Consider the following 20174-nt stretch of genomic DNA (forward strand, 5'->3'; position numbering starts at 1 on the left):
CAGCGAAGCAATCCAGAATCCGTCCTGCGGAAATAGTCTGGATTGCTTCGCTGCGCTCGCAATGACGAAACAAGAAGAAAAAGAGGATTCAAACGATGTTTGAAACAGGTCTGCTCAGGGACAAGCGCATCCTCGTCACCGGCGGCGGCTCCGGCCTCGGCGCCGCGATGGGACACCGCTTTCTCGCGCTCGGCGCCGAGCTCGTGATCTGTGGTCGCAAGCTCGACCGGCTGGAAGCAACGGCGAGCGAGATGCGCGCGCAGACCGGCGGCAAGGTCACGACGATGGCTTGCGATATTCGCGACGGCGCGGCCGTCGACAGCATGATGGACGCGATCTGGCGCGAGGCGCCGCTCGACATTCTCGTCAACAACGCTGCCGCAACCTTCATCGCGCAGAGCGAGCATCTGTCGTTTCGCGCCGCGGACGCGATCCTCGCGCCGACGCTGCATGGTGCGATGTATTGCACGCTCGCCGCCGGCAAGCGCTGGATCGACGGCAAGCATGGCGGTGTCGTGCTGTCGATCCTCTCGACCTCGACTATCACCGGCCGCGCCTTCACGGTTCCCTCGGCGATGGCGAAGTCGGCGGTGCTGGCGATGACCAGGAGTCTCGCGGTCGAGTGGGGCCCGAAGGGCATCCGCACCGTCGCGATCGCCCCGGGCCCGTTCCCGACCGCAGGCGCCTCGGGGCAGCTCCGTCCCGAGGGCCGCGACGAAGGCTGGACCGCCCGGAACCCGATGGGGCGTACCGGCGAACACAGTGAGCTCGCCGACCTCGCCAGCTTCCTGGTCTCGGACCGTGCCGGCTATATCAATGGCGAGATGGTCGTGATCGACGGCGGCGCGCATTTGCGCAGTTCCGGCGCCGAGGATTTGTTGCGCTGGACCGATGCGCAATGGGCCGAGCAGCGGGCTGCGCGATCCAAAGGCTGAGCCGCTAACTGTCTTCCCAAATTGGACTTTCCCGGTTATCCCTGCCGGGGGACAAAGCGCGGCCGGGCCATCTTCCAGTCACAATATTGAGGGAACCACTCCAGCATGTGGCGGGTGCTGATTTTAGCCTTGATGACGGGCGTTATGGCCGTGGGAATCACCGATTCCGCGCGGGCGCAGACGGCGCAACCGGCGCCCAAAGCCGCGCCAAAGGCGGCTGCACCGGCGGCCAATACAGCTCCCAAGACCGCAGCAAAGCCCGAGAGCAAGCCGGTGGCTCCAGCCACGGCGGTTGCGGGCGGCGCGGAGCCGACCCTGATCGGCCAGTTCGGCACCTGGGGCGCCTATTCGGCCACACCCAACGGCAAGAAGGTCTGCTTCGCGCTGGCCAAGCCGTCGTCGTCGAAGACCAACCCGCCGAACCGCCCGCGCGATCCCGCCTATGCCTTCGTTTCGACCCGGCCGGCGGAAAAGGTGAACAACGAAGTCTCTGTCATGATCGGCTATGCGCTGAAGCCGGGCTCGGAATCCTCGGTCGAGGTCGGCGGCGCCGCTTTCGCGATGTACACGCAGGGCGACGGCCTCTGGATCAAGAACGCGGCCGAGGAAGAGCGGATGGTCGAAGCCATGCGCAAATCCGCCGATCTCGTGGTCAAGGGCGTCTCGGCCAAGGGAACGGAGACGACCGATACGTTTTCGCTGAAGGGTCTCGCTCAGGCGCTCGACCGGATCGCCCAGGATTGCAGGCGGTAGGACTGCCGGCGTTAAGCCTGAGGGCGGTATCACGGTCGCAATCGGCGGTTCCGGTTGCTATATAAGGGTATCCCAAAGGTGTAGCCGTCATGGCCGGGCTAAAGCGCGAAGCGCGTCTTCGCACCAGATGTCCCGGCCATCCACGCGCTAGCAACGGGCGGAACAGAACGTGGATGCCCGGGACAAGCCCGGGCATGACGAGAGATATCAGGCAACCAATGCAACCGACGACCGAGCCGCACAACGCAATCCTGGTGGAGAAGACTCCGCTCGAAACCTATGTGCCGCCGGCCAGGCCCTCGCTGATCGGCCTGTCGCGCAGCGAGCTTGCCGACCGCCTCGGCGAGATCGGCGTTGCGCCCGCGCAGCGCAAGATGCGCGTCCAGCAGCTGTGGCACTGGCTCTATTTCCGCGGCGCCCAAAGCTTCGACGATATGACGTCGATCTCGAAGGGCATTCGCGCCGAGCTCGCGCAGCATTTCACCGTCGACCGTCCCGAAGTCGTGGCCGAGCAGATCTCCAACGACGGCACCCGCAAATGGCTGCTGCGGCTGCCGAGCGGCGACAATGTCGAGCGGGCCCACGAAGTCGAGTGCGTCTACATTCCCGAGACCGATCGCGGCACGCTTTGCGTCTCCTCCCAGGTCGGCTGCACGCTGAACTGCTCCTTCTGTCACACCGGCACGCAGCGGCTGGTGCGCAACCTCACCGCCGGCGAGATCGTCGGACAGGTGATGGTCGCGCGCGACCGCCTCAATGACTGGGCCGATCGCGAGGACGGCACGCGCCGCGTCACCAACATCGTGATGATGGGCATGGGCGAGCCGCTCTACAATTTCGATGCGGTGCGCGACGCGCTGCTCATCGTCGGCGACAATGAAGGCATCGGCATCTCCCGTCGCCGCATCACGCTGTCGACCTCGGGCGTAGTGCCGAACATCGTGCGCGCGGGCGACGAGATCGGCGTCATGCTCGCGATCTCGCTGCATGCGGTGCGCGACGAGCTGCGCAACGAGCTTGTGCCGCTCAACCGCAAATACCCGATCAAGGAGCTATTGCAGGCCTGCCGCGACTATCCCGGCGCATCGAATGCCCGCCGCATCACCTTCGAATATGTGATGCTCAAGGGCGTCAACGATTCGCTCGACGATGCGAAGCTGCTGGTGAAGCTGCTCAAGGGCATTCACGCCAAGATCAACCTGATCCCGTTCAATCCCTGGCCCGGCACCGCCTATGAATGCTCGGACTGGGACCAGATCGAAAAATTCTCCGAATACATCTTCAACGCCGGCTATTCCTCGCCGGTGCGCACCCCGCGCGGCCGCGACATCCTCGCCGCCTGCGGCCAGCTCAAGTCGGAGACGGAAAAGCTCAGCGCCCGCGAGCGCCAGGCGCTCCGCGCCATGGCGATGACGGATTGAGGATGCGTGCCCACGCTCTCGCATCCCCGTCATTGCGAGCGCAGCGAAGCAATCCAGATTCCCTCCGCGGAGACAGTCTGGATTGCTTCGTCGTGGAGCCTGTCATCCGGCCCGCCGAAGGCGGGACCGGGTGGCTCCTCGCAATGACGGCGAGGTGAGCTTTCCCGTCATGTCCCTGATCGGCCGCCTCATCGTCATCTTCATCGGCTTCCTCGCCGCCTGCTTCGTCGGCGGCATGATCGTCGTCGTCGCGCTGTTGTTTCCGGAGTTTGCCGATCTCGGCGCCGGTCCGGTCGACCAGGGCGCGATCGACATTCTGCTCGGCTTCGGCTTCATCTTCGTCTCGGGCTTTGCGCTGGTTCCGGCGGCGGTGATCGTCGCGATCACCGAAGCGCTCTATATCCGCAGCGCGCTCGCTTATGCCGTGGGTGGCGGCGTAGTTGGCCTAGCCTGCTATCTCGGCCTCATCCCCTTCCACTCCGATACACTTCAGTTCGAAGGCATCGTGCGGCGGCATCTGGAGATCATGACAGGCGCGGGCATCGTCTCCGGCGTGGTCTACTGGCTGATTGCCGGCCGCAATGCCGGCGCCTGGCGCAATCCGCCGCCCCCGCACAAGCCGCCTCCGCCGCTGCCGTCGGCTTCGCGGCCGGATGCGCGATGAGTCGCGCCGCTTCCGGGGTTTTCATCTCCTCCCCACTCCGCTAAACCGCGCGCCATGAACCGGACTGGACTCTTCATCGCCCTGGCGCTGTGGCTTGTGATCGGCGTCGTTTTCGGCCTCTATCCCGAGCTCGATCTCAAGCTCGCCGCACTGTTCTTCGACCCCGAGACGAAGACGTTTCCGCTCAAGCTGAATGAGTGGGCGGGCGTCGCGCGCGACGCCGCCATGTGGGTCGCCTGGGCATTCGTGCTGCCGCCGCTGGTCGCGCTTGTGGTCAAGATGATCCGACCCGACCGGCCGCTGATGGTATCGGGGCGCGCGATCGTATTCCTGCTGGTCACCATCATCATGTCGGCAGGCATCCTCACCAATCTCACCTTCAAGACCTATTGGGGACGGCCGCGTCCGGTGGTGGTGACTGAGTTTGCCGGCGACCAGCAATTCGTGCCGTGGTGGGATCCGCGCGGCGATTGCGCGCGCAACTGCTCGTTCTTCTCGGGCGAGGGCGCGACCGCGTTCTGGACGCTGGCGCCGGCTGCGCTGGCGCCGCCGGCATGGCGGCCGCTCGCCTATGCCGGTGCGGTTGTGTTCGGCATGGTCACCAGCGGGCTGCGGATGGCCTTCGGCGGCCATTTCTTCACGGACGTCTCGATCGCCGGCCTCGTCACCTTCGTCGTGATCTGGTTCGCCTACGCGCTGATTTACCGCTGGCCGCGGACCCGGTTCTCGGACGAGGCGGTCGATGCCGCCCTGACCCGGCTGAACATGCCCGCCTACCGGCTCCGCCAGCGCCTGTTCGGCCGCAAGACAGGCCCCGAGCCGTCGATTTGAGCCATTAAAAGCGTGCCGAGGCGTGCGAAATTTGATATTCGCGCGGTCAACCCACAAACGCCATCAGCCCCTTGAGACCCGATTGGAAGCCCCATGACCACGATCCTGAAAAGCCTGCCCAAGGGTGAGAAAGTCGGCATCGCTTTTTCGGGCGGTCTCGATACCAGCGCGGCGCTGCTCTGGATGAAGCAGAAGGGCGCGCGCTGCTACGCCTACACGGCCAATCTCGGCCAGCCCGATGAAGCTGACTACAACGAGATCCCGCGCAAGGCCGAGGCGTTCGGCGCCGAGAAGGCGGTGCTCGTCGATTGCCGCACGCAGCTCGTCCACGAGGGCATCGCCGCGATCCAGTCGGGCGCCTTCCACATCTCGACCGGCGGCATCACCTATTTCAACACCACGCCGCTCGGGCGCGCCGTCACCGGCACGATGCTGGTCGCGGCGATGAAGGAAGACGGCGTCAACATCTGGGGCGACGGCTCGACCTTCAAGGGCAACGACATCGAGCGCTTCTACCGCTACGGCCTGCTGACCAATCCGAGCCTGCGCATCTACAAACCCTGGCTCGACCAGCAGTTCATCGACGAGCTCGGCGGTCGCGCCGAAATGTCGGCGTTCATGACCGCGCAGGGCTTTGCCTACAAGATGAGCGCGGAGAAGGCGTACTCGACCGACAGCAATCTGCTCGGCGCCACGCATGAGGCCAAAGATCTCGAGAGCCTCGACAGCGGCATCAAGATCGTCAACCCGATCATGGGCGTGCCGTTCTGGCGTGACGACTGCAACGTCAAGGCCGAGAAGGTCGTCGTGCGTTTCGAGGAAGGCCAGCCCACGGCGCTGAATGGCCAGACCTTCAGCGATCCCGTCGCGCTGTTCCTCGAGGCAAATGCGATCGGCGGCCGCCACGGCCTCGGCATGAGCGACCAGATCGAGAACCGCATCATCGAGGCGAAGAGCCGCGGCATCTACGAGGCGCCCGGCATGGCGCTGCTGCACATCGCCTATGAGCGCCTCGTCACCGGCATCCACAACGAGGACACCATCGAGCAGTACCGCATCAGCGGCATGCGCCTCGGCCGCCTGCTCTATCAGGGCCGCTGGTTCGATTCGCAGGCCCTGATGCTGCGCGAGACCGCGCAGCGCTGGGTCGCGCGCGCCGTCACCGGCGAGGTGACGCTGGAGCTACGCCGCGGCAACGACTATTCGATCCTCAACACCGAGAGCCCGAACCTCACCTATGCGCCGGAGCGGCTCAGCATGGAGAAGGTCGAAGACGCAGCATTCACGCCGGCCGACCGCATCGGCCAGCTCACCATGCGCAATCTCGACATCGCTGACACGCGCACCAAGCTGAAGCTCTACACGGATACCGGCCTGCTGTCGGGCAGCGAAGGCTCGCAGATCTTCAAGCTCGAGAGCGACAAGGGTTGATCTTGTAGCCCGGATGGAGCGAAGCGAAATCCGGGGCCTCTCGTCCAGCCGCTAGATTCCCGGATTGCGCTTCGCTCCATCCGGGCTACGCGCTTAATGACGATGTCATGCGCGACCGCTAGGGTTCCGCTCCTGTTGTGAACGGGATTGCGGAGCATCGAGCATGGTCAAGGGGTCGGCACTCGCCTCACTCATCGTCCTCTGTTGGACAACGTCGCTGTCGGCGCAGACGATCTATCCGATCGATCGTGCCGAGATCCTGGCCGGCGCCCGGTTCGACTTCAAGGTCGAGTTTGCCGGGCCGGTCGATCCGGCCAGGCTGAAGGTGACCGTGAACGGCGCGGACTATGCCGTCGCGTTCGGCCGCGCCGGAACGTTCGTCGATCGCGAGGACGGCAAGGACCAGTCGGCGCTGATCTTGCGCGATGTCACGCTGACCAAGCCGGGCAGCGTCGCGGTTGAGGTGAGCGACGGCACGCAGCAGCGCAGCATCGCATGGACGGTTTACGACACCGGTCCGCGCAAGGCGAAGAACGTCATCCTGTTCATCGGCGACGGCATGTCGCCAGCGCATCGGGTCGCAGCGCGAATCCTGTCCAAGGGGATTGCGGAAGGCAAGAGCCGCGGCAAGCTCGCGATCGACGACATGCCCCACATGGCGCTGGTGGCGACCGCAGGCTCGGACTCGATCATCACGGACTCCGCGAACTCGGCCAGCGCCTATGCGACCGGCCACAAGAGCGCCGTCAACGCCCTGGGCGTCTATGCGGACCGGACCGCAAGCCCGTTCGACGATCCCCGCGTCGAAACCATCACCAGCCTCGCCAGACGGCGGCACGGCATGGCGATCGGTGTCGTCACCAACACCGAGATCGAAGACGCGACGCCGGCCGCGATGGTTGCGCACACCCGCCGGCGCGCCGCCTATGACGAGATCGTCGAGCAGTTCTTCGCGGCGAAGCCGGATGTGCTGATGGGCGGCGGCAGCGCGAATTTTCTGCCAAAGTCCGCGGCCGGCTCCAAGCGCAAGGACGAGGCCGACTACATCGCGAAGTTCCGCGACGCAGGCTATCAGGTCGCGACGACTGCGAGCGAGCTCGGCGCTTCTGCCGCAAAGCCGGAGACAAGCAAGCTGCTCGGCCTGTTTGCGACCGGCAACATGGATGGCGTGCTCGACCGCAAATTCCTCAAAGGCGGCGGCGTGAAGAAATTTCCCGAGCAGCCTGATTTGACCGAGCAGGTGCAGGCGGCGCTGAACATCCTCTCCAAGAGCGAGACCGGCTTCTTCCTGATGGTCGAATCCGGACTGATCGACAAATATGCGCACCTGCTCGACATGGAGCGGGCGGTCTACGACACGATCATGCTCGACAATGCGGTGCGCCAGACGCGCGAATGGGCACGGGCGCGCGGCGACGACACCCTCATCCTGGTCCTGGCGGACCACAATCATCCCAACAGCCTTGTCGGCACGGTGAATGACGACATGGGCACCACGCCCAATGTGCCGCTGCGCGAGCGCGTCGGCGTCTACGAGCAGGCTGGATTTCCCAATTATCCGGCGCCGGATGCCGAGGGCTATCCGTCACGCGTCGATGTGAGCCGCCGGCTCGCCATCTTCTCGGCCAGCCTGCCGGATCACTACGAGACGTTCCGCCCGAAGCTCGACAATCCCAACGAGCCGACCGTCAAGGCCGGTGACGACGGGACCTTCAAGGCCAACGACAAATACAAGGACGTCCCCGGCGCGGTGCTGCGCCCGGGCAATCTGTCGGCGATGATCGGCGCCAGCGTGCATTCGGGCGAGGACGTCATCCTGACGGCGACCGGGCCGGGCAGCGAGCGCGTGCACGGCTCGATGGACAACACCGAGGTGTTTCGCGTGATGGTCGATGCGCTTGGACTCGCCTCAGGGCAGTAGGAGCAGTCGCGTACCGCGCGACATTATGCGGCACCATCTCGCATGAGACCGGAAGGAGGTTGAAACGACCGAATGAGTGGGGCCTCGCAGCGACGGAGCGACCAATGGCGAAGTACAGAGACAATCTGCCTCAGCGCCGCGGCGGCATCTTCCTGACCGACGGCGGCATGGAGACCACCCTGATCTTTCACAAAGGTCTGGAGCTTCCTCACTTCGCTGCCTTCGTGTTGCTCGAGAGCGAGGCCGGCCGCACGCATCTGAGGCAGTATTACGAGGCCTATCTTGCGATCGCGCGTCAGCATGGGCTCGGCTTCGTGCTCGATAGCCCGACCTGGCGCGCCAATCCTGATTGGGGTGTCAAGCTCGGCTACGATATGGACGCGCTGACGGCGATCAACATGCGGGCAATTCGTTTTCTTGAGGAATTGCGCGGCACATGGGAGAGCTCCGGCCTGCCCTGTGTGATCAACGGTGCGATCGGTCCGCGGGGCGACGGCTACAAGGCCGGCAACATGGATGCGACGGAGGCGATGGACTATCATTCGTCCCAGATCGCTTCCTTCGCCGAGGCCGGCGCCGACATGGTCACCGCGTTCACGCTGAACAGCGTCAATGAAGCCATCGGCGTGGTGCGTGCTGCAAAGATGCACGCGATCCCGGTTGCCATCTCCTTCACGGTCGAAACTGACGGTTGCCTGATCAGGGGAGAGACCCTGCGGGAGGCGATCGAAACCGTCGATCGTGCGACGGAACGTGCTTGCGAATATTTCCTGATCAACTGCGCTCATCCGACCCATTTCGAGAGTGCCCTCCAAGCCGGCGAGCCATGGGTCGAACGCATTCATGGCGTCAGGGCCAATGCGTCGGCCAAGAGTCATGCCGAGCTCGATGAGTCCGAGGTGCTCGACAGCGGCGATCCCGCCGATCTCGGCCGCCGTTATGTGGCGCTCAGGCGGGCATTCCCGCGCATGCAACTGCTCGGCGGCTGCTGTGGCACCGATCACAGGCATGCCGCAGCCATCTGCGCTGCCTGCGTGCCCCTTCAGGCAGCGGGCGCCTGATCCAAACAAAAATGGCCGGGATTGTTCCCGGCCATTTTGCATTTGTGCTTCGCCTCAGCGCGGCGGCGCGGTGCCGGGCGGGGGCGGCGGCAGCGAGGCCTGGCCACCGTTGAGCAGCGGCGTGATGTTGCGGACGGTGACGCGCCGGTTGATCAGGCTCGGTCCTTGCGTCTGCTCCTTCAGATACTGCTCGCCATAGCCCTGCGAGGTCAGGTTCTCGGCGGGCACCCCGAACTGCTGGGTCAGCAATTCGGCCGCGGACTGCGCACGGCGATCCGACAATGACAGATTGTCGACCTCGTTGCCGACCGCGTCGGTGTGTCCCTCGATCAGGAACACCGCACGCGGGTTGCGCTGGATCGCACGGTTGAGACCGTCGGCGATCCCCTGCAGCCGGGCCGCCTGGTCCGGCGGGATGGTCCACGAGCCCGTCTCGAAGGTGATCGTGTTGACGTCGATGCTCGGCATCTGCATGCGAACATTGGGGCTGTAGCGGATCTCGTCGAGCGTGTAACGCCGATCGATCCGCTGTACCGGCGGTGCCTCCATGGTCTCGTAGATCACGTCCGGCGATGCTTCCTGAGCGTCGACGATGTAGCGATCGTAGGGCATGTTGACCACCGGCGGCGGCACATCGACATAGAAGCCACCGACCGACCGCGGATCGCGGTAGCTGTTGTCGATGATGATGATCTCGCGCCCGCCGGGGTCCCTGCGGATTCGCCGCAGCAGCGAACCGTCGGGACCGACCACGGTGATGACCTCGCTGCCATCAGGACGGATCACGACCGTGCGGGTCTCGCCGCCGACGGTGTCGGTGCGGATGTCGCGGGCGCCATAGCGGAAGCGATAGAGGTCGTTGCCGCGGACGTAGGCCTGCCCGCCCGGATCGCGGATGATGATGCGATCCGGTTCGGTGTAGACGGTGCGGCCGCCTTCGATGGCCTCGCGTCGCTGGTTGTGGAGGTCGGCGATGGTGGCGCCGATCACGACGCCGGCCACCACGCCCGCACCGATCGCGAGCGGTGTCAGGTCACGCTGGGGCGGGCGCGGCGGAGGCGGCAGCGGTGCCACGATTGTCGGCCTTGCCTGGAAGGCAGGCGTAACCGTCGGCGGAGCGAATTGCGCCCGGTTGGGCGGCGGCGTTGCGGCCGCCGAGCCCGGGACTGTGCTCGGCGCAGCGGCACCGGCGGGCGCCGCGGGCCGCGGCGGGAGGCCGCCGGCCTGGGGCGGCGCAGCCGGAGTTCCGGCTGCGGGCGCGCCAGCAGGAGGCGTTCCGCCCTGTTGACCAGGGGTCGGCGTCGCCGCCGGAGCTGTGCCGGGGGCGGGCGTCGGTCCTGCACCGGGACGGCCGGGCAGCGGCGTCGGAGCGCCACCGGGGGCCGGCGTGGCCGTTGGAGCGGGCGCGGCACCGGGAGCCGGTGTCGGTGATCCTGCAGCCGGAGGCGTGCCGGGACGTCCGCCGGGCGGCGGGGTGCCCGGGCGTCCAGTCGGCGGTGCGCCGGGCGTGGCGCCCGGTGCCGGCGTTGCCGTCGGCGCAGGCGTGGCGGTCGGTGCGGCCGCGCCAGGGCGGGCCGCAGGCGCGGCCGGTGAAGGCGACGGCGTAGCCGCAGGTGCCGGCGCCGGACGTGTGGGTGCTGCTGCGGGCGGCGTTGCTGCTGCCGGCGGAGTCGGAACGGGACGTGCGGCAGGCGGAGCTGCGGCGGGAGGCGGTGTCGGCGTGTGCTGCTGAGCGGCCGGGGGCGGCGGAGTTGGCGCAGGCGCATGCTGCTGGGGTGCCGCAGCCGGAGGCGGCGACGGCTGCTTGGGAGCTGCCGGCGGTGGGGGTGGCGGCGGAGGCGGAGGTGCCGGACGTGCCGCAGGCGGAGGAGGCGGTGGTGGAGTCGGGCGCGACGGCGCGGCAGCCGGCGGCGGCGGAGCGGGAGGATGCGGAGGTGCAGCCGCGGGCGGCGGCGCCGTGGGGCGCGCAGGAGCTGCGGGCGGTGCCGCTGCAGGAGGAGGTGGTGCGGCAGGACGTGCGCCAGGCGGCGGTCCCTTCGGCGCTTCCTTCGGAGGCTGCTTCGATTTGTCGGTCTCTGGTGGTTGTGTCTGCGCTTGCGCGACCACGAGCGGCGGCGCGCTTTGCGAATGCGATGCGGAGCTTGCGAATTGCATCGCGGTCAGAGCCGTCGTTGCAAGCAGCACGAAACGAAGGTTGGTCATGATGGTGAACTTCCCCGGAAGGTTCTTTGACGAAGTGTCGGGATGAACAGCTACGCGTTAGGCCGGAATGTGGCGGGCGAAGAGGTCGCGGGCCGATTTATTTCTGCACGCAAATCACCTCACTATGGTGACGTTCATTGCGCATTCAGACGCAGGTTGCAATTGCCTCACATGTGATGCTTCGCCTCACATGTGATCGCGCAGCGAACTTGCATCTGTCGCAGGATTCGGCGTGAGCGGTCCGTTCGGTCCGCGCGATGGAATCTCTTCCGGCACGTGGCCCGGCAATTCGTCGGGCCGTGGTGATTCGCCGGGTTCGCGCACCGGCGGCGCGATTTCAGGCTGCGGATTGCCCGGCGGAATTCCAGGCGGCGGCTCGGTGGGAGTGCCGGGCGTCGACGGTGGAATCTCGGGCGGTTCGATCGGCATCACATCATCGAGGTCAGTTGTCTGGAGAATGACAACGATGATGCCGCGCCGATGTTCCTTGAACGCGCGCTATTCCGGCGCGTGGCAGACGGCCTCGATGTTGTGTCCGTCAGGGTCGAGCACGAACGCGCCGTAATAGTTCGCATGATAATGCGGGCGGATGCCGGGTGCGCCGTTGTCGCGACCGCCGGCCGCCATGGCCGCCTTGTAGAAGGCGTCGACCGTGGCGCGATCCTTCGCGAGAATCGCGATATGCACCGGCTTGTTCATCGCGCCTTCCGCACCGAACCAGAGGTCCGGCTTGCCGTTGGCGCCGAACCCTGCGGCCGGAGCGTGGCCGGTCTGCTCCGCCGTTACCTCCATGATCAGGCTGTAATCGAGCGGTGCCAGCGCCTTGGCGTAGAACGCTTTCGCGCGCTCATAGTCGGAGACCGAAAAACCCAAATGGTCGATCATCGCAAATCTCCCTTGCTCACGGTTAGCGCGACAGGAACGTATTGCTCCGTGTCTTGCGCGCGATCGCAAAGCCGCGCGCGACCATGTCAGCGATACAATCCTGCTGCCATTCGTTTTGTGACAGATGCTCGATCACCACCGCACGCGGCCACAGCGATTGCGGCGCGTCGCGGAAGAAGCCGATCAGCACGCGGTCCTCAAACCCTTCGACGTCGATCTTGAGCGAATCGACCTGGCCGACGCCGGCCTCGTCCAGAATGCGCGTCAGCCGCAGCGACGGCACCTTGATGGCCTCCGCGCTGGCCGTGCCGGTGACGACGTGCGTGGCGCCGAGATTGCCGCCGCCGCTCTCGATCATGAGCTCGCCGTCGCTGTCACCGGCGGCAGCCTGCACCAGGCGGACCTGCGTCGTCTTCGACGCGGCGTGATTGAACGAGAGCCGTCCAAACGTCATCGGATGCGGTTCGATCGCCACCACCTTGCCATTGGCGCCGACCTGCTGCGCCATCACCAAGGCAAAGGTGCCGACATTGGCGCCGACGTCGACGAACACGCCGCCTGCCGGGGTGTGCCGGCGCAGGAAGTCGAGCTCGTCGAGATTGTAGTCGGGATTGAACAGCGCACCGCGCTCGGTCGCGCTGCCCTGGTGATAGAAGCGGAACGAGGCGCCCTGGTACTGCACATCGATCGGCCCGTCGCGCATCAGGTTGACCAGCCGCGACATCCACGGGCGGAACGCACCGCGCTTCAGCCCCGACTGTTGCGCAAGGCGGATGATCGCAGCCTGCGCCGCGTTCGGCGCAAACGCGCCAAACGGCGCGGACGAAGGGGCACTGTCGGGCGTCAAGCAGGTGGTCCTCGTTGCAAGCGGCGCATGCATAGCCGGTTTTGATGAGGACTCCAACGCTCCATCACAGCTGTCGTCCCGGGGCGCGAAGCGAGCCCGGGACCCATAACCCGAGGGAGGAGTTGTGACATGGGACTGGCAACTACGAGTCCTCGCCAAACTCAATCCCGTGGCTATGGGTCCCGGGCTCGCGCTTCGCACGCCCTGGGACGACAGCGTGTCACGCCGCCTTTTTTGGCGCGGCCTTGCGCTGCCTCAGGAATCGCCCAAGCAGCTTGCGTTTGCCCTTGCGCGGGATCAGGTCGATATCGCTGACGAGTTTTGCGCCGCCCTTCCGGCGTTCCAGCACGATCTTGCGGCTGTGGAAGGCTTCCAGCTCGACGCGATGGGCGACGCTGACGATGGTCGCCTTCGGCAACTCGTCGGTGACCATCTGCATCATCTTGTCCTGGCTTTTCTCGTCGAGCGCGGAGGTGGCTTCATCGAGCACGACGATGTCGGGGTTGTGCAGCAGCAGCCGCGCGAAGGCGAGGCGCTGCTTCTCGCCGCCAGACAGCGTCTGGTCCCACGGCCCCTCTTCCTCGATCTTCTCCTTGAGGTGGTCGAGGCCGACCTTGTGCAGGGCTTCACCGATCTCCTCGACGGTCCAGTCGTCCTCGGCACCGGGATAGGCGACCGCGCGGCGCAAGCTGCCGGACGGCACGTAAGGCCGCTGCGGCAGCATGAACAGGCGCCGGTCGGGATGGAAATTGACGCTGCCGCCGCCCCATGGCCAGAGCCCCGCGATGGCGCGCACCAGCGTGCTCTTGCCGGTGCCGGATTCACCGGCGACCAGCAGCCGTTCGCCCGGCTCGATCACCACCTCGGTCTCGCCGACCACGGCCGTGCCGTCGTCGAGCGTGACGGAGAGATCCTTCATCTCCAGCATGGCCTCGTTGCCGGTCTCGCCGCGCTTGATGCGGCCGAGGCCGTCGCCCTGCTCGGCGCGCTCGAGGCCGTCGAGCGACATCATCAGCGAGGCGATGCGGCGCGCGCAGGCGTTCCAGTCGGCGAGCCTGGGATAATTGTCGACCAGCCAGCCGAACGCGCTCTGCACGATGGTGAAGGCGGAGGCCGCCTGCATCACCTGTCCGAGCGTCATGCTGCCGTCGAGGAATTTTGGCGCGCAGAGCAGGAGAGGGACCACGGGAGCGACAAGGCTCGAGCCTTGCGAGACCAGCGTTGTGCGCATGTGCTGGCCGGCCAAACGCGCCCACTGCCGCAGCACGTTGGTGAAATTACGGTCGATGCCGCCGCGCTCTTCTTCCTCGCCGCCGAGCAGCGCGATGCTCTCGCCGTTCTCGCGCACGCGCGTCAGCGTGTAGCGGAAATCCGCCTCGGCCTGGTTCTTGTCCTCGGAGACCTGCACGAAGCGCCGGCCGATCACCAGGATCGAACCCGAGGCGATCGCGGCGTACAGGATCGCGGCGATGACGAGGAAGCCGGGGATGGTGATGGTCGATCCCGCAAGCGTGACCGTGAGCGCGCCGCCGATGGTCCAGAGCACGATGATGAAGGTCGCAGCCGACAACAGCGCCGATGTCACGCCGGCGAGGAAATCGACCGGGGAATCGGTCGCAACGCGCAGATCCTCGGCGATGCGGTATTCCGGGTTCTTGTGGTCGCCGCCGACCAGGTTGAGCTGATAATAGCGCCCGTTCTTGAGCCAGCGTGTCAGCACGCTTGCCGTGAGCCAGGCGCGCCAGCGGCGCTGAATTCCCATCCGCGCGAACACCTGCGCGACGCCGAGCACGATGCTGCCGATCGCGAGCGGGAAGAACACCGCCGTGAGATGGAAGACGGTGGCCGCCTCGCGCTTCTCGATGGCGTCGAAGATCGCGCGATTCCAGACGTTGATGCCGTATTGAAAGCCGACGGTGAGGACGATCAGCACGACGAGGCCGATCGAGTAGAGCCACGCCAGCCGGTCGCCGTTGCGGCCCCAGAAGCCGCGGGCGCTGATCCAGAAGCGCGTCAGCAGATAGTCCTTGCGAGCCTGCTCAGCCTCCTCGGGCGAGAGTGCAGGATCGGGCTCAATAACCTCCGGCGGCGGCGGCGTGACCTCGTCGCCGTTCTCGCCCTTGATCTCGACAATGGGGGGCTTCCTGCCCTGTTCGCGCTTTGCGGCCGGCTTGTGCATGAGCGGATAACGCGAACCAAATCAATCGGTTCCCGTTGGTTCCGCGCCAGTCTCACTCGGCCGCGCCGTCGCGGACCGGCCGGAGCCTCGCGGCCCGATGGAGAACGCGCGACAGTTCCTCGATCGAATAGGGCTTTTGCACGAGATCGAAGCCGGCGGCGCCATCTTGTGACAGGGCCTGACTGTAGCCGGTGGTCAGCACGATCGGCACGCGGATGCCGCGCTCGCGGATCGCCTGCGCCAGATCGAGCCCGGTCATCCCGGGCATCACCACGTCGGAGAACACGACGTCGAAGCGATCTGTGTCCACGGTGAGCTCGGCAAGCGCGTCGGTGGCGTTGTCCACCAAAGTGATGCTGTAACCGAGCTCGGTGAGGCCGTCGGCAGCGAAATTGGCGAGCTCGATATTGTCCTCGACCAACAGCACCGACATGCCGCTGCCGGCCACCGCCGGTGCGGTGTTGGGCGCCTGCCGCTGCGGCAGCAGGTCTGCCGGCACGCGCGGCAGATAGAGTGAGAAGGTGCTGCCCTGGCCGACCTCGCTCTCGACGGTCACCTCGCCGCCGGATTGCCGGGCGAAGCCGAACACCTGCGACAGGCCGAGACCGGTGCCCTGGCCGACCTGCTTGGTGGTGAAGAACGGCTCGAAGATGCGGCCCAATCGTGCGGCGGGAATGCCGATGCCGGTGTCGCTGACGGCGACACTGACGAAGCCATCGCCGCCTGCAAGATCATGGCTGCCCGAGGCGTGCACCAATGTATCGGGTATGGTCGCCGCCGCCTGCACGGCGAAGGTGATCCTGCCTTTGCCCTGCATGGCGTCGCGCGCATTGGTCGCCATGTTGATCAGAGCCGTCTCGAACTGGCCGGCATCGGCCTTGACGAGGCAAGGCTCGGTCGGCAGCCGGATTCCGATCTCGATCGCCGGCCCAAGCAGCGTAGCGAGCATGTCGTGCAGCGACTGCATCCGCTCCCCGACGTCGAACACTTCCGGTTTCAGCGTCTGGCGCCGTGCGAACGCCAGCAGCTGCGAGGTCAGCTTGGCGGCGCGCGCGACCGCGTCCGCAATGGCATTGATGTAGCGCTGCCGCCGCTCCTCGCTCAGCTGCGGCCGGTTCAACAGGTCGACCGAGGCGCGGATCACGGTGAGGAGGTTGTTGAAGTCGTGCGCGACACCGCCGGTGAGCTGGCCGAGCGCTTCCAGCCGCTGGCTGTGCTTGAGCGCCTCCTCGGCCTCGCGTCGCGCCGTGGCCTCGGCGTGGAGATGCTGGGTGCGCCGGAACGCGAGCGCAAGCAGCAGAAACAGCAGCGCCGTGGCGGGAATGCCGAACACTAGATGCTGGCCCATGGTGGCGAGCCAGCGCGCGCGGATCGCCGCGGTCTCTAGCCCGGCGCTGACATAGATCGGATATTCGGCGACGCGCCTGTAGCCGACGCGCCGCTCGATTCCGTCCGAGGGCCAGGCGATGGTGATGAGGCCGTGCTCGGGGTGAGCGGCGATCTGCTGCCCGACCGGTCCGGTCGGATCGAGCCGGAAGTCGCGGTCGAGCCGGGGAAAATGGGTGAGCACCACGCCGTCCGTGCGTCCCATGGCGAAGAAGCTGCCGGGATCGGAGCCGATCCTGGCATAAAAGCTCTCGAAATATTCCGGCAGGACGGAGGCCTGGATGACGCCGATGAAGCTGCCATCGTCGGTTTCGCGGCGCCGGCTCATACCGAAGAAGCGTGCTCCCTGATAGGGCGGACGCGGCGTCAGGGCCGCGCCGACGAACGTGCCAATGTTCTGGTCGACATGGGCGTAGAAGTAATCGCGGTCCGCAAAACTCAGATCCTGCGGTGGCGAGGCGAGACTGTTGACCAGCGATTTCCCGTTCGCGTCGAAGATCCAGGCCGATTTGAGCTGCGGCAGCGCATCGGTCAGCCGTTTCAGGCGGCGGTGCAGCGCCGGTTCGCGCGAGCGGATGACCTCGTCGGGAAGGCCGCGCACGACTTCGTTGAGCTCGGCCAAGCTGCGGTCGATGGTCTCGAACACCTTGAGCGCGTGCTCATGGGCGACATCGAGCGTGCGCTCGATCTCGCGGTCGGCGATGTCCTTTGTCGATGTGTAGGAGATCGTGGAGGTGAAGACGAACAGTGCAATCGGCAGCGCCAGGGATGCCGCCATCATCCACTGCAACAGTCTCAGCGAGTTGCGTTGCGCACCCTGCACAGTCGCTCCGGTCCCTGACCGGAGAGCTTACTTGAAATTCCCGCTGGGAAGGAAGCGGCTTGTCGATGGAACCGGAGGTTGCAATCCGGACGTTCGCGCGTGGTACGGGCTATGGCAAATTCTACTCAAACTGAGGTTGATCGTAGAATGCCCCGGCCGTCGCGGCCGGGGGGCCGTAGCTTGAATGAGGCTTAGATCTGGCGCTCGACCATCTTGAGCTTGAGCTCGGCGATGGCTTCGGCCGGGTTGAGACCCTTCGGGCAGGCCTTGGCGCAGTTCATGATGGTATGGCAGCGGTAGAGGCGGAACGGGTCCTCGAGATTGTCGAGCCGTTCGCCGGTCGCCTCGTCGCGGGAGTCGGAGACCCAGCGGTTGGCCTGGAGCAGGGCGGCCGGGCCGAGATAGCGATCGCTGTTCCACCAATAGCTCGGGCACGAGGTCGAGCAGCAGGCGCAGAGGATGCACTCGTAGAGGCCGTCGAGCTTCTCGCGATCCTCGTGGCTCTGGCGCCATTCCTTCTGCGGCGTCGGCGAGGTCGTCTTCAGCCACGGCTCGACGGAGGCGTACTGCGCGTAGAAATTGGTCAGATCAGGAACGAGGTCCTTCACGACCGGTTGGTGCGGCAGCGGGTTGATCTTGACCGCGCCGTCCTTGACGTCGTGCATCGAGCGGGTGCAGGCGAGCGTGTTCTGGCCGTCGATGTTCATCGCGCAGGAGCCGCAGACGCCTTCACGGCAGGAGCGGCGGAAGGTCAGCGACGGGTCGATGTTGTTCTTGATCCAGATCAGGCCGTCCAACACCATCGGACCGCAATCATGGGTGTCGACGTAATAGGTGTCGACGCTCGGATTCTTGCCGTCGTCCGGATTCCAGCGATAGACGCGGAATTCGCGAACGTCTGTCGCGCCGGCCGGCTTCGGCCAGGTCTTGCCGCCGGTGATCTTGGAGTTCTTCGGAAGTGCGAATTCAACCATTTCGATTAAGGCCTTCGCTGTTCGCTCAGTACACGCGCGCCTTGGGCGGGATGTACTGCACGTCGTTGGTCATGGTGTAGTCGTGAACGGGGCGGTACTCGATCTTGACCTTGCCCTTGTCGTCGAGCCAGGCCAGCGTGTGCTTCATCCAGTTCTTGTCGTCCCGCGCGGAGAAGTCCTCGCGGGCATGCGCGCCGCGGCTCTCGGTGCGGTTGGCGGCGGAGTCCATCGTCACCACCGCCTGCGAGATCAGATTGTCGAACTCGAGCGTCTCGATCAGGTCGGAATTCCACACCAGCGAGCGGTCTGACACGGCGATGTCGGTGATGCCGCTGTGGACCTTCTCGATCAGGTTCTGGCCTTCGCTCAGGATGTCGCCGGTGCGGAACACCGCGCAATTGTTCTGCATCACGTGCTGCATGCCTTCGCGCAGCTTCGCGGTCGGCGTGCCGCCGGAGGCGTAGCGGTAATGGTCGAGGCGGCCGAGCGCGAGCTCGGACGAGTTCGCCGGCAGCTCCGGCTGCTTGGCGTTGGGCGTGAGCTTTTCGGCAAGACGCAAAGCGGCGGCGCGGCCGAACACCACGAGGTCGATCAGCGAGTTGGAGCCAAGGCGGTTGGCGCCGTGCACGGAGACGCAGGCCGCTTCGCCGATCGCCATCAGGCCGGGGATGATGGCGTTGTCGTCGCCGTCCCGCTTGGTCAGCACTTCGCCATGATAGTTCGTGGGGATGCCGCCCATGTTGTAGTGCACGGTCGGCACGATCGGGATCGGCTCGCGCGTCACGTCGACATTGGCGAAGATTTTTGCGGATTCGGAGATGCCCGGCAGGCGCTCGGCGAGCACCGCGGGATCGAGATGGTCGAGATGCAGGAAGATGTGGTCCTTCTTCTTGCCGACGCCGCGGCCTTCGCGGATCTCGATGGTCATCGCGCGCGAGACGACGTCGCGCGAGGCGAGGTCCTTCGCGGACGGCGCATAGCGCTCCATGAAGCGCTCGCCCTCGGAATTGACGAGATAGCCGCCTTCGCCGCGCGCGCCTTCGGTGACAAGACAGCCCGAGCCGTAGATGCCGGTCGGGTGGAACTGCACGAACTCCATGTCCTGCATCGGCAGGCCGGCGCGCAGCACCATGCCGCCGCCGTCGCCGGTGCAGGTGTGTGCCGAGGTGCAGGAGGCGTAGGCGCGGCCGTAGCCGCCGGTCGCGAGAATCACGGTCTGGGCGCGGAAGCGGTGCAGCGTGCCGTCATCCAACTTGAGCGCGATGACGCCGCGGCAGGTGCCCTGGTCGTCCATGATCAGGTCGATGGCGAAGAACTCGATGAAGAACTCGGCCGCGTGACGCAGCGACTGGCCGTACATCGTGTGCAACATGGCGTGGCCGGTGCGGTCGGCGGCGGCGCAGGTGCGCTGCGCCTGGCCCTTGCCGTAGTCCATGGTCATGCCGCCGAACGGGCGCTGGTAGATCTTGCCGTCCTCGGTGCGCGAGAACGGCACACCCCAATGTTCGAGCTCGTAGACGGCCTCGGGCGCGTTGCGCACCATGTATTCGATTGCGTCCTGGTCGCCGAGCCAGTCCGACCCCTTCACGGTGTCGTACATGTGCCAGCGCCAATCGTCCTTGTGCATGTTGCCGAGCGAGGCCGAGATGCCGCCCTGCGCCGCAACCGTGTGCGAGCGGGTCGGAAACACCTTGGTGATGCAGGCGGTGCGCAGACCGGCTTCGCTGCAGCCGACCACGGCGCGCAGGCCCGCGCCGCCGGCGCCGACCACGACGACGTCATAGGTGTGGTCTTCGATCGGATAGGCTTTGCCGTTGGTGGCGGGAGCGCCGTTGCCCTTGCCATTCGTCGCTGTGGCCAT

The 20174-nt window shown here is 65.9% G+C and carries 16 protein-coding genes; 8 read left to right on the plus strand and 8 right to left on the minus strand.

Annotation, left to right across the window (positions count from 1 at the left end; all coding sequences use genetic code 11):
• Positions 1–95: 95 nt before the first annotated feature.
• From ABIA90_RS07580 to ABIA90_RS07615, 8 genes are all read left to right on the plus strand, one after another.
• Positions 96–935 (plus strand): SDR family oxidoreductase, encoded by an 840-nt coding sequence (locus ABIA90_RS07580; RefSeq protein ID WP_354118432.1) that lies wholly within the window; start codon positions 96–98, stop codon positions 933–935.
• Between the two features lie 105 nt (positions 936–1040).
• Positions 1041–1688, plus strand: a complete 648-nt coding sequence (locus ABIA90_RS07585) for an invasion associated locus B family protein (protein WP_085402968.1) — start codon at positions 1041–1043, stop codon at positions 1686–1688.
• A gap of 218 nt (positions 1689–1906) precedes the next feature.
• A complete protein-coding gene (gene rlmN, locus ABIA90_RS07590; RefSeq protein ID WP_071908693.1) occupies positions 1907–3109 on the plus strand; it encodes a dual-specificity RNA methyltransferase RlmN in 1203 nt (400 codons plus the stop codon).
• 169 nt (positions 3110–3278) lie between these two features.
• On the plus strand, positions 3279–3773 hold the full coding sequence (locus ABIA90_RS07595; protein WP_354118862.1) for a hypothetical protein: 495 nt from the start codon (positions 3279–3281) through the stop codon (positions 3771–3773).
• A gap of 54 nt (positions 3774–3827) precedes the next feature.
• The gene (locus ABIA90_RS07600; protein ID WP_085402964.1) at positions 3828–4604 is read left to right on the plus strand and encodes a phosphatase PAP2 family protein; all 777 of its coding nucleotides are present in this window, start codon (positions 3828–3830) and stop codon (positions 4602–4604) included.
• A gap of 93 nt (positions 4605–4697) precedes the next feature.
• Positions 4698–6035, plus strand: coding sequence for an argininosuccinate synthase (gene argG, locus ABIA90_RS07605; protein WP_063980359.1), 1338 nt, complete (start codon positions 4698–4700; stop codon positions 6033–6035).
• Positions 6036–6198: 163 nt separating this feature from the next.
• Positions 6199–7956 carry an alkaline phosphatase gene (locus ABIA90_RS07610; RefSeq protein ID WP_354118433.1) on the plus strand — a complete coding sequence of 586 codons (1758 nt, stop codon included), beginning with the start codon at positions 6199–6201 and terminating at the stop codon, positions 7954–7956.
• 104 nt (positions 7957–8060) lie between these two features.
• Positions 8061–9017, plus strand: a complete 957-nt coding sequence (locus tag ABIA90_RS07615) for a homocysteine S-methyltransferase family protein (protein WP_354118434.1) — start codon at positions 8061–8063, stop codon at positions 9015–9017.
• 54 nt (positions 9018–9071) lie between these two features.
• Here the strand turns inward: ABIA90_RS07615 and ABIA90_RS07620 are convergent, their stop codons facing one another.
• The 8 genes from ABIA90_RS07620 to sdhA form a co-directional block, all read right to left on the minus strand.
• Complete coding sequence (locus ABIA90_RS07620; RefSeq protein ID WP_354118435.1) at positions 9072–11219, minus strand: OmpA family protein; 2148 nt, start codon at positions 11217–11219, stop codon at positions 9072–9074.
• A gap of 186 nt (positions 11220–11405) precedes the next feature.
• On the minus strand, positions 11406–11648 hold the full coding sequence (locus tag ABIA90_RS07625; protein WP_166105139.1) for a hypothetical protein: 243 nt from the start codon (positions 11646–11648) through the stop codon (positions 11406–11408).
• A gap of 69 nt (positions 11649–11717) precedes the next feature.
• A complete protein-coding gene (locus ABIA90_RS07630) occupies positions 11718–12104 on the minus strand; it encodes a VOC family protein (protein WP_208083890.1) in 387 nt (128 codons plus the stop codon).
• 22 nt (positions 12105–12126) lie between these two features.
• Positions 12127–12951 (minus strand): FkbM family methyltransferase, encoded by an 825-nt coding sequence (locus ABIA90_RS07635; protein WP_354118436.1) that lies wholly within the window; start codon positions 12949–12951, stop codon positions 12127–12129.
• Positions 12952–13171: 220 nt separating this feature from the next.
• Positions 13172–15130, minus strand: coding sequence for an ABC transporter ATP-binding protein/permease (locus ABIA90_RS07640; protein ID WP_354118437.1), 1959 nt, complete (start codon positions 15128–15130; stop codon positions 13172–13174).
• 52 nt (positions 15131–15182) lie between these two features.
• Complete coding sequence (locus ABIA90_RS07645; protein ID WP_354118438.1) at positions 15183–17339, minus strand: ATP-binding protein; 2157 nt, start codon at positions 17337–17339, stop codon at positions 15183–15185.
• Positions 17340–17530: 191 nt separating this feature from the next.
• Positions 17531–18313 (minus strand): succinate dehydrogenase iron-sulfur subunit, encoded by a 783-nt coding sequence (locus ABIA90_RS07650; protein ID WP_028151918.1) that lies wholly within the window; start codon positions 18311–18313, stop codon positions 17531–17533.
• A gap of 25 nt (positions 18314–18338) precedes the next feature.
• A complete protein-coding gene (gene sdhA / locus ABIA90_RS07655) occupies positions 18339–20174 on the minus strand; it encodes a succinate dehydrogenase flavoprotein subunit (protein WP_354118439.1) in 1836 nt (611 codons plus the stop codon).

It is taken from the genome of Bradyrhizobium sp. LA6.8 (assembly GCF_040547935.1).
Lineage (GTDB): Bacteria > Pseudomonadota > Alphaproteobacteria > Rhizobiales > Xanthobacteraceae > Bradyrhizobium > Bradyrhizobium barranii.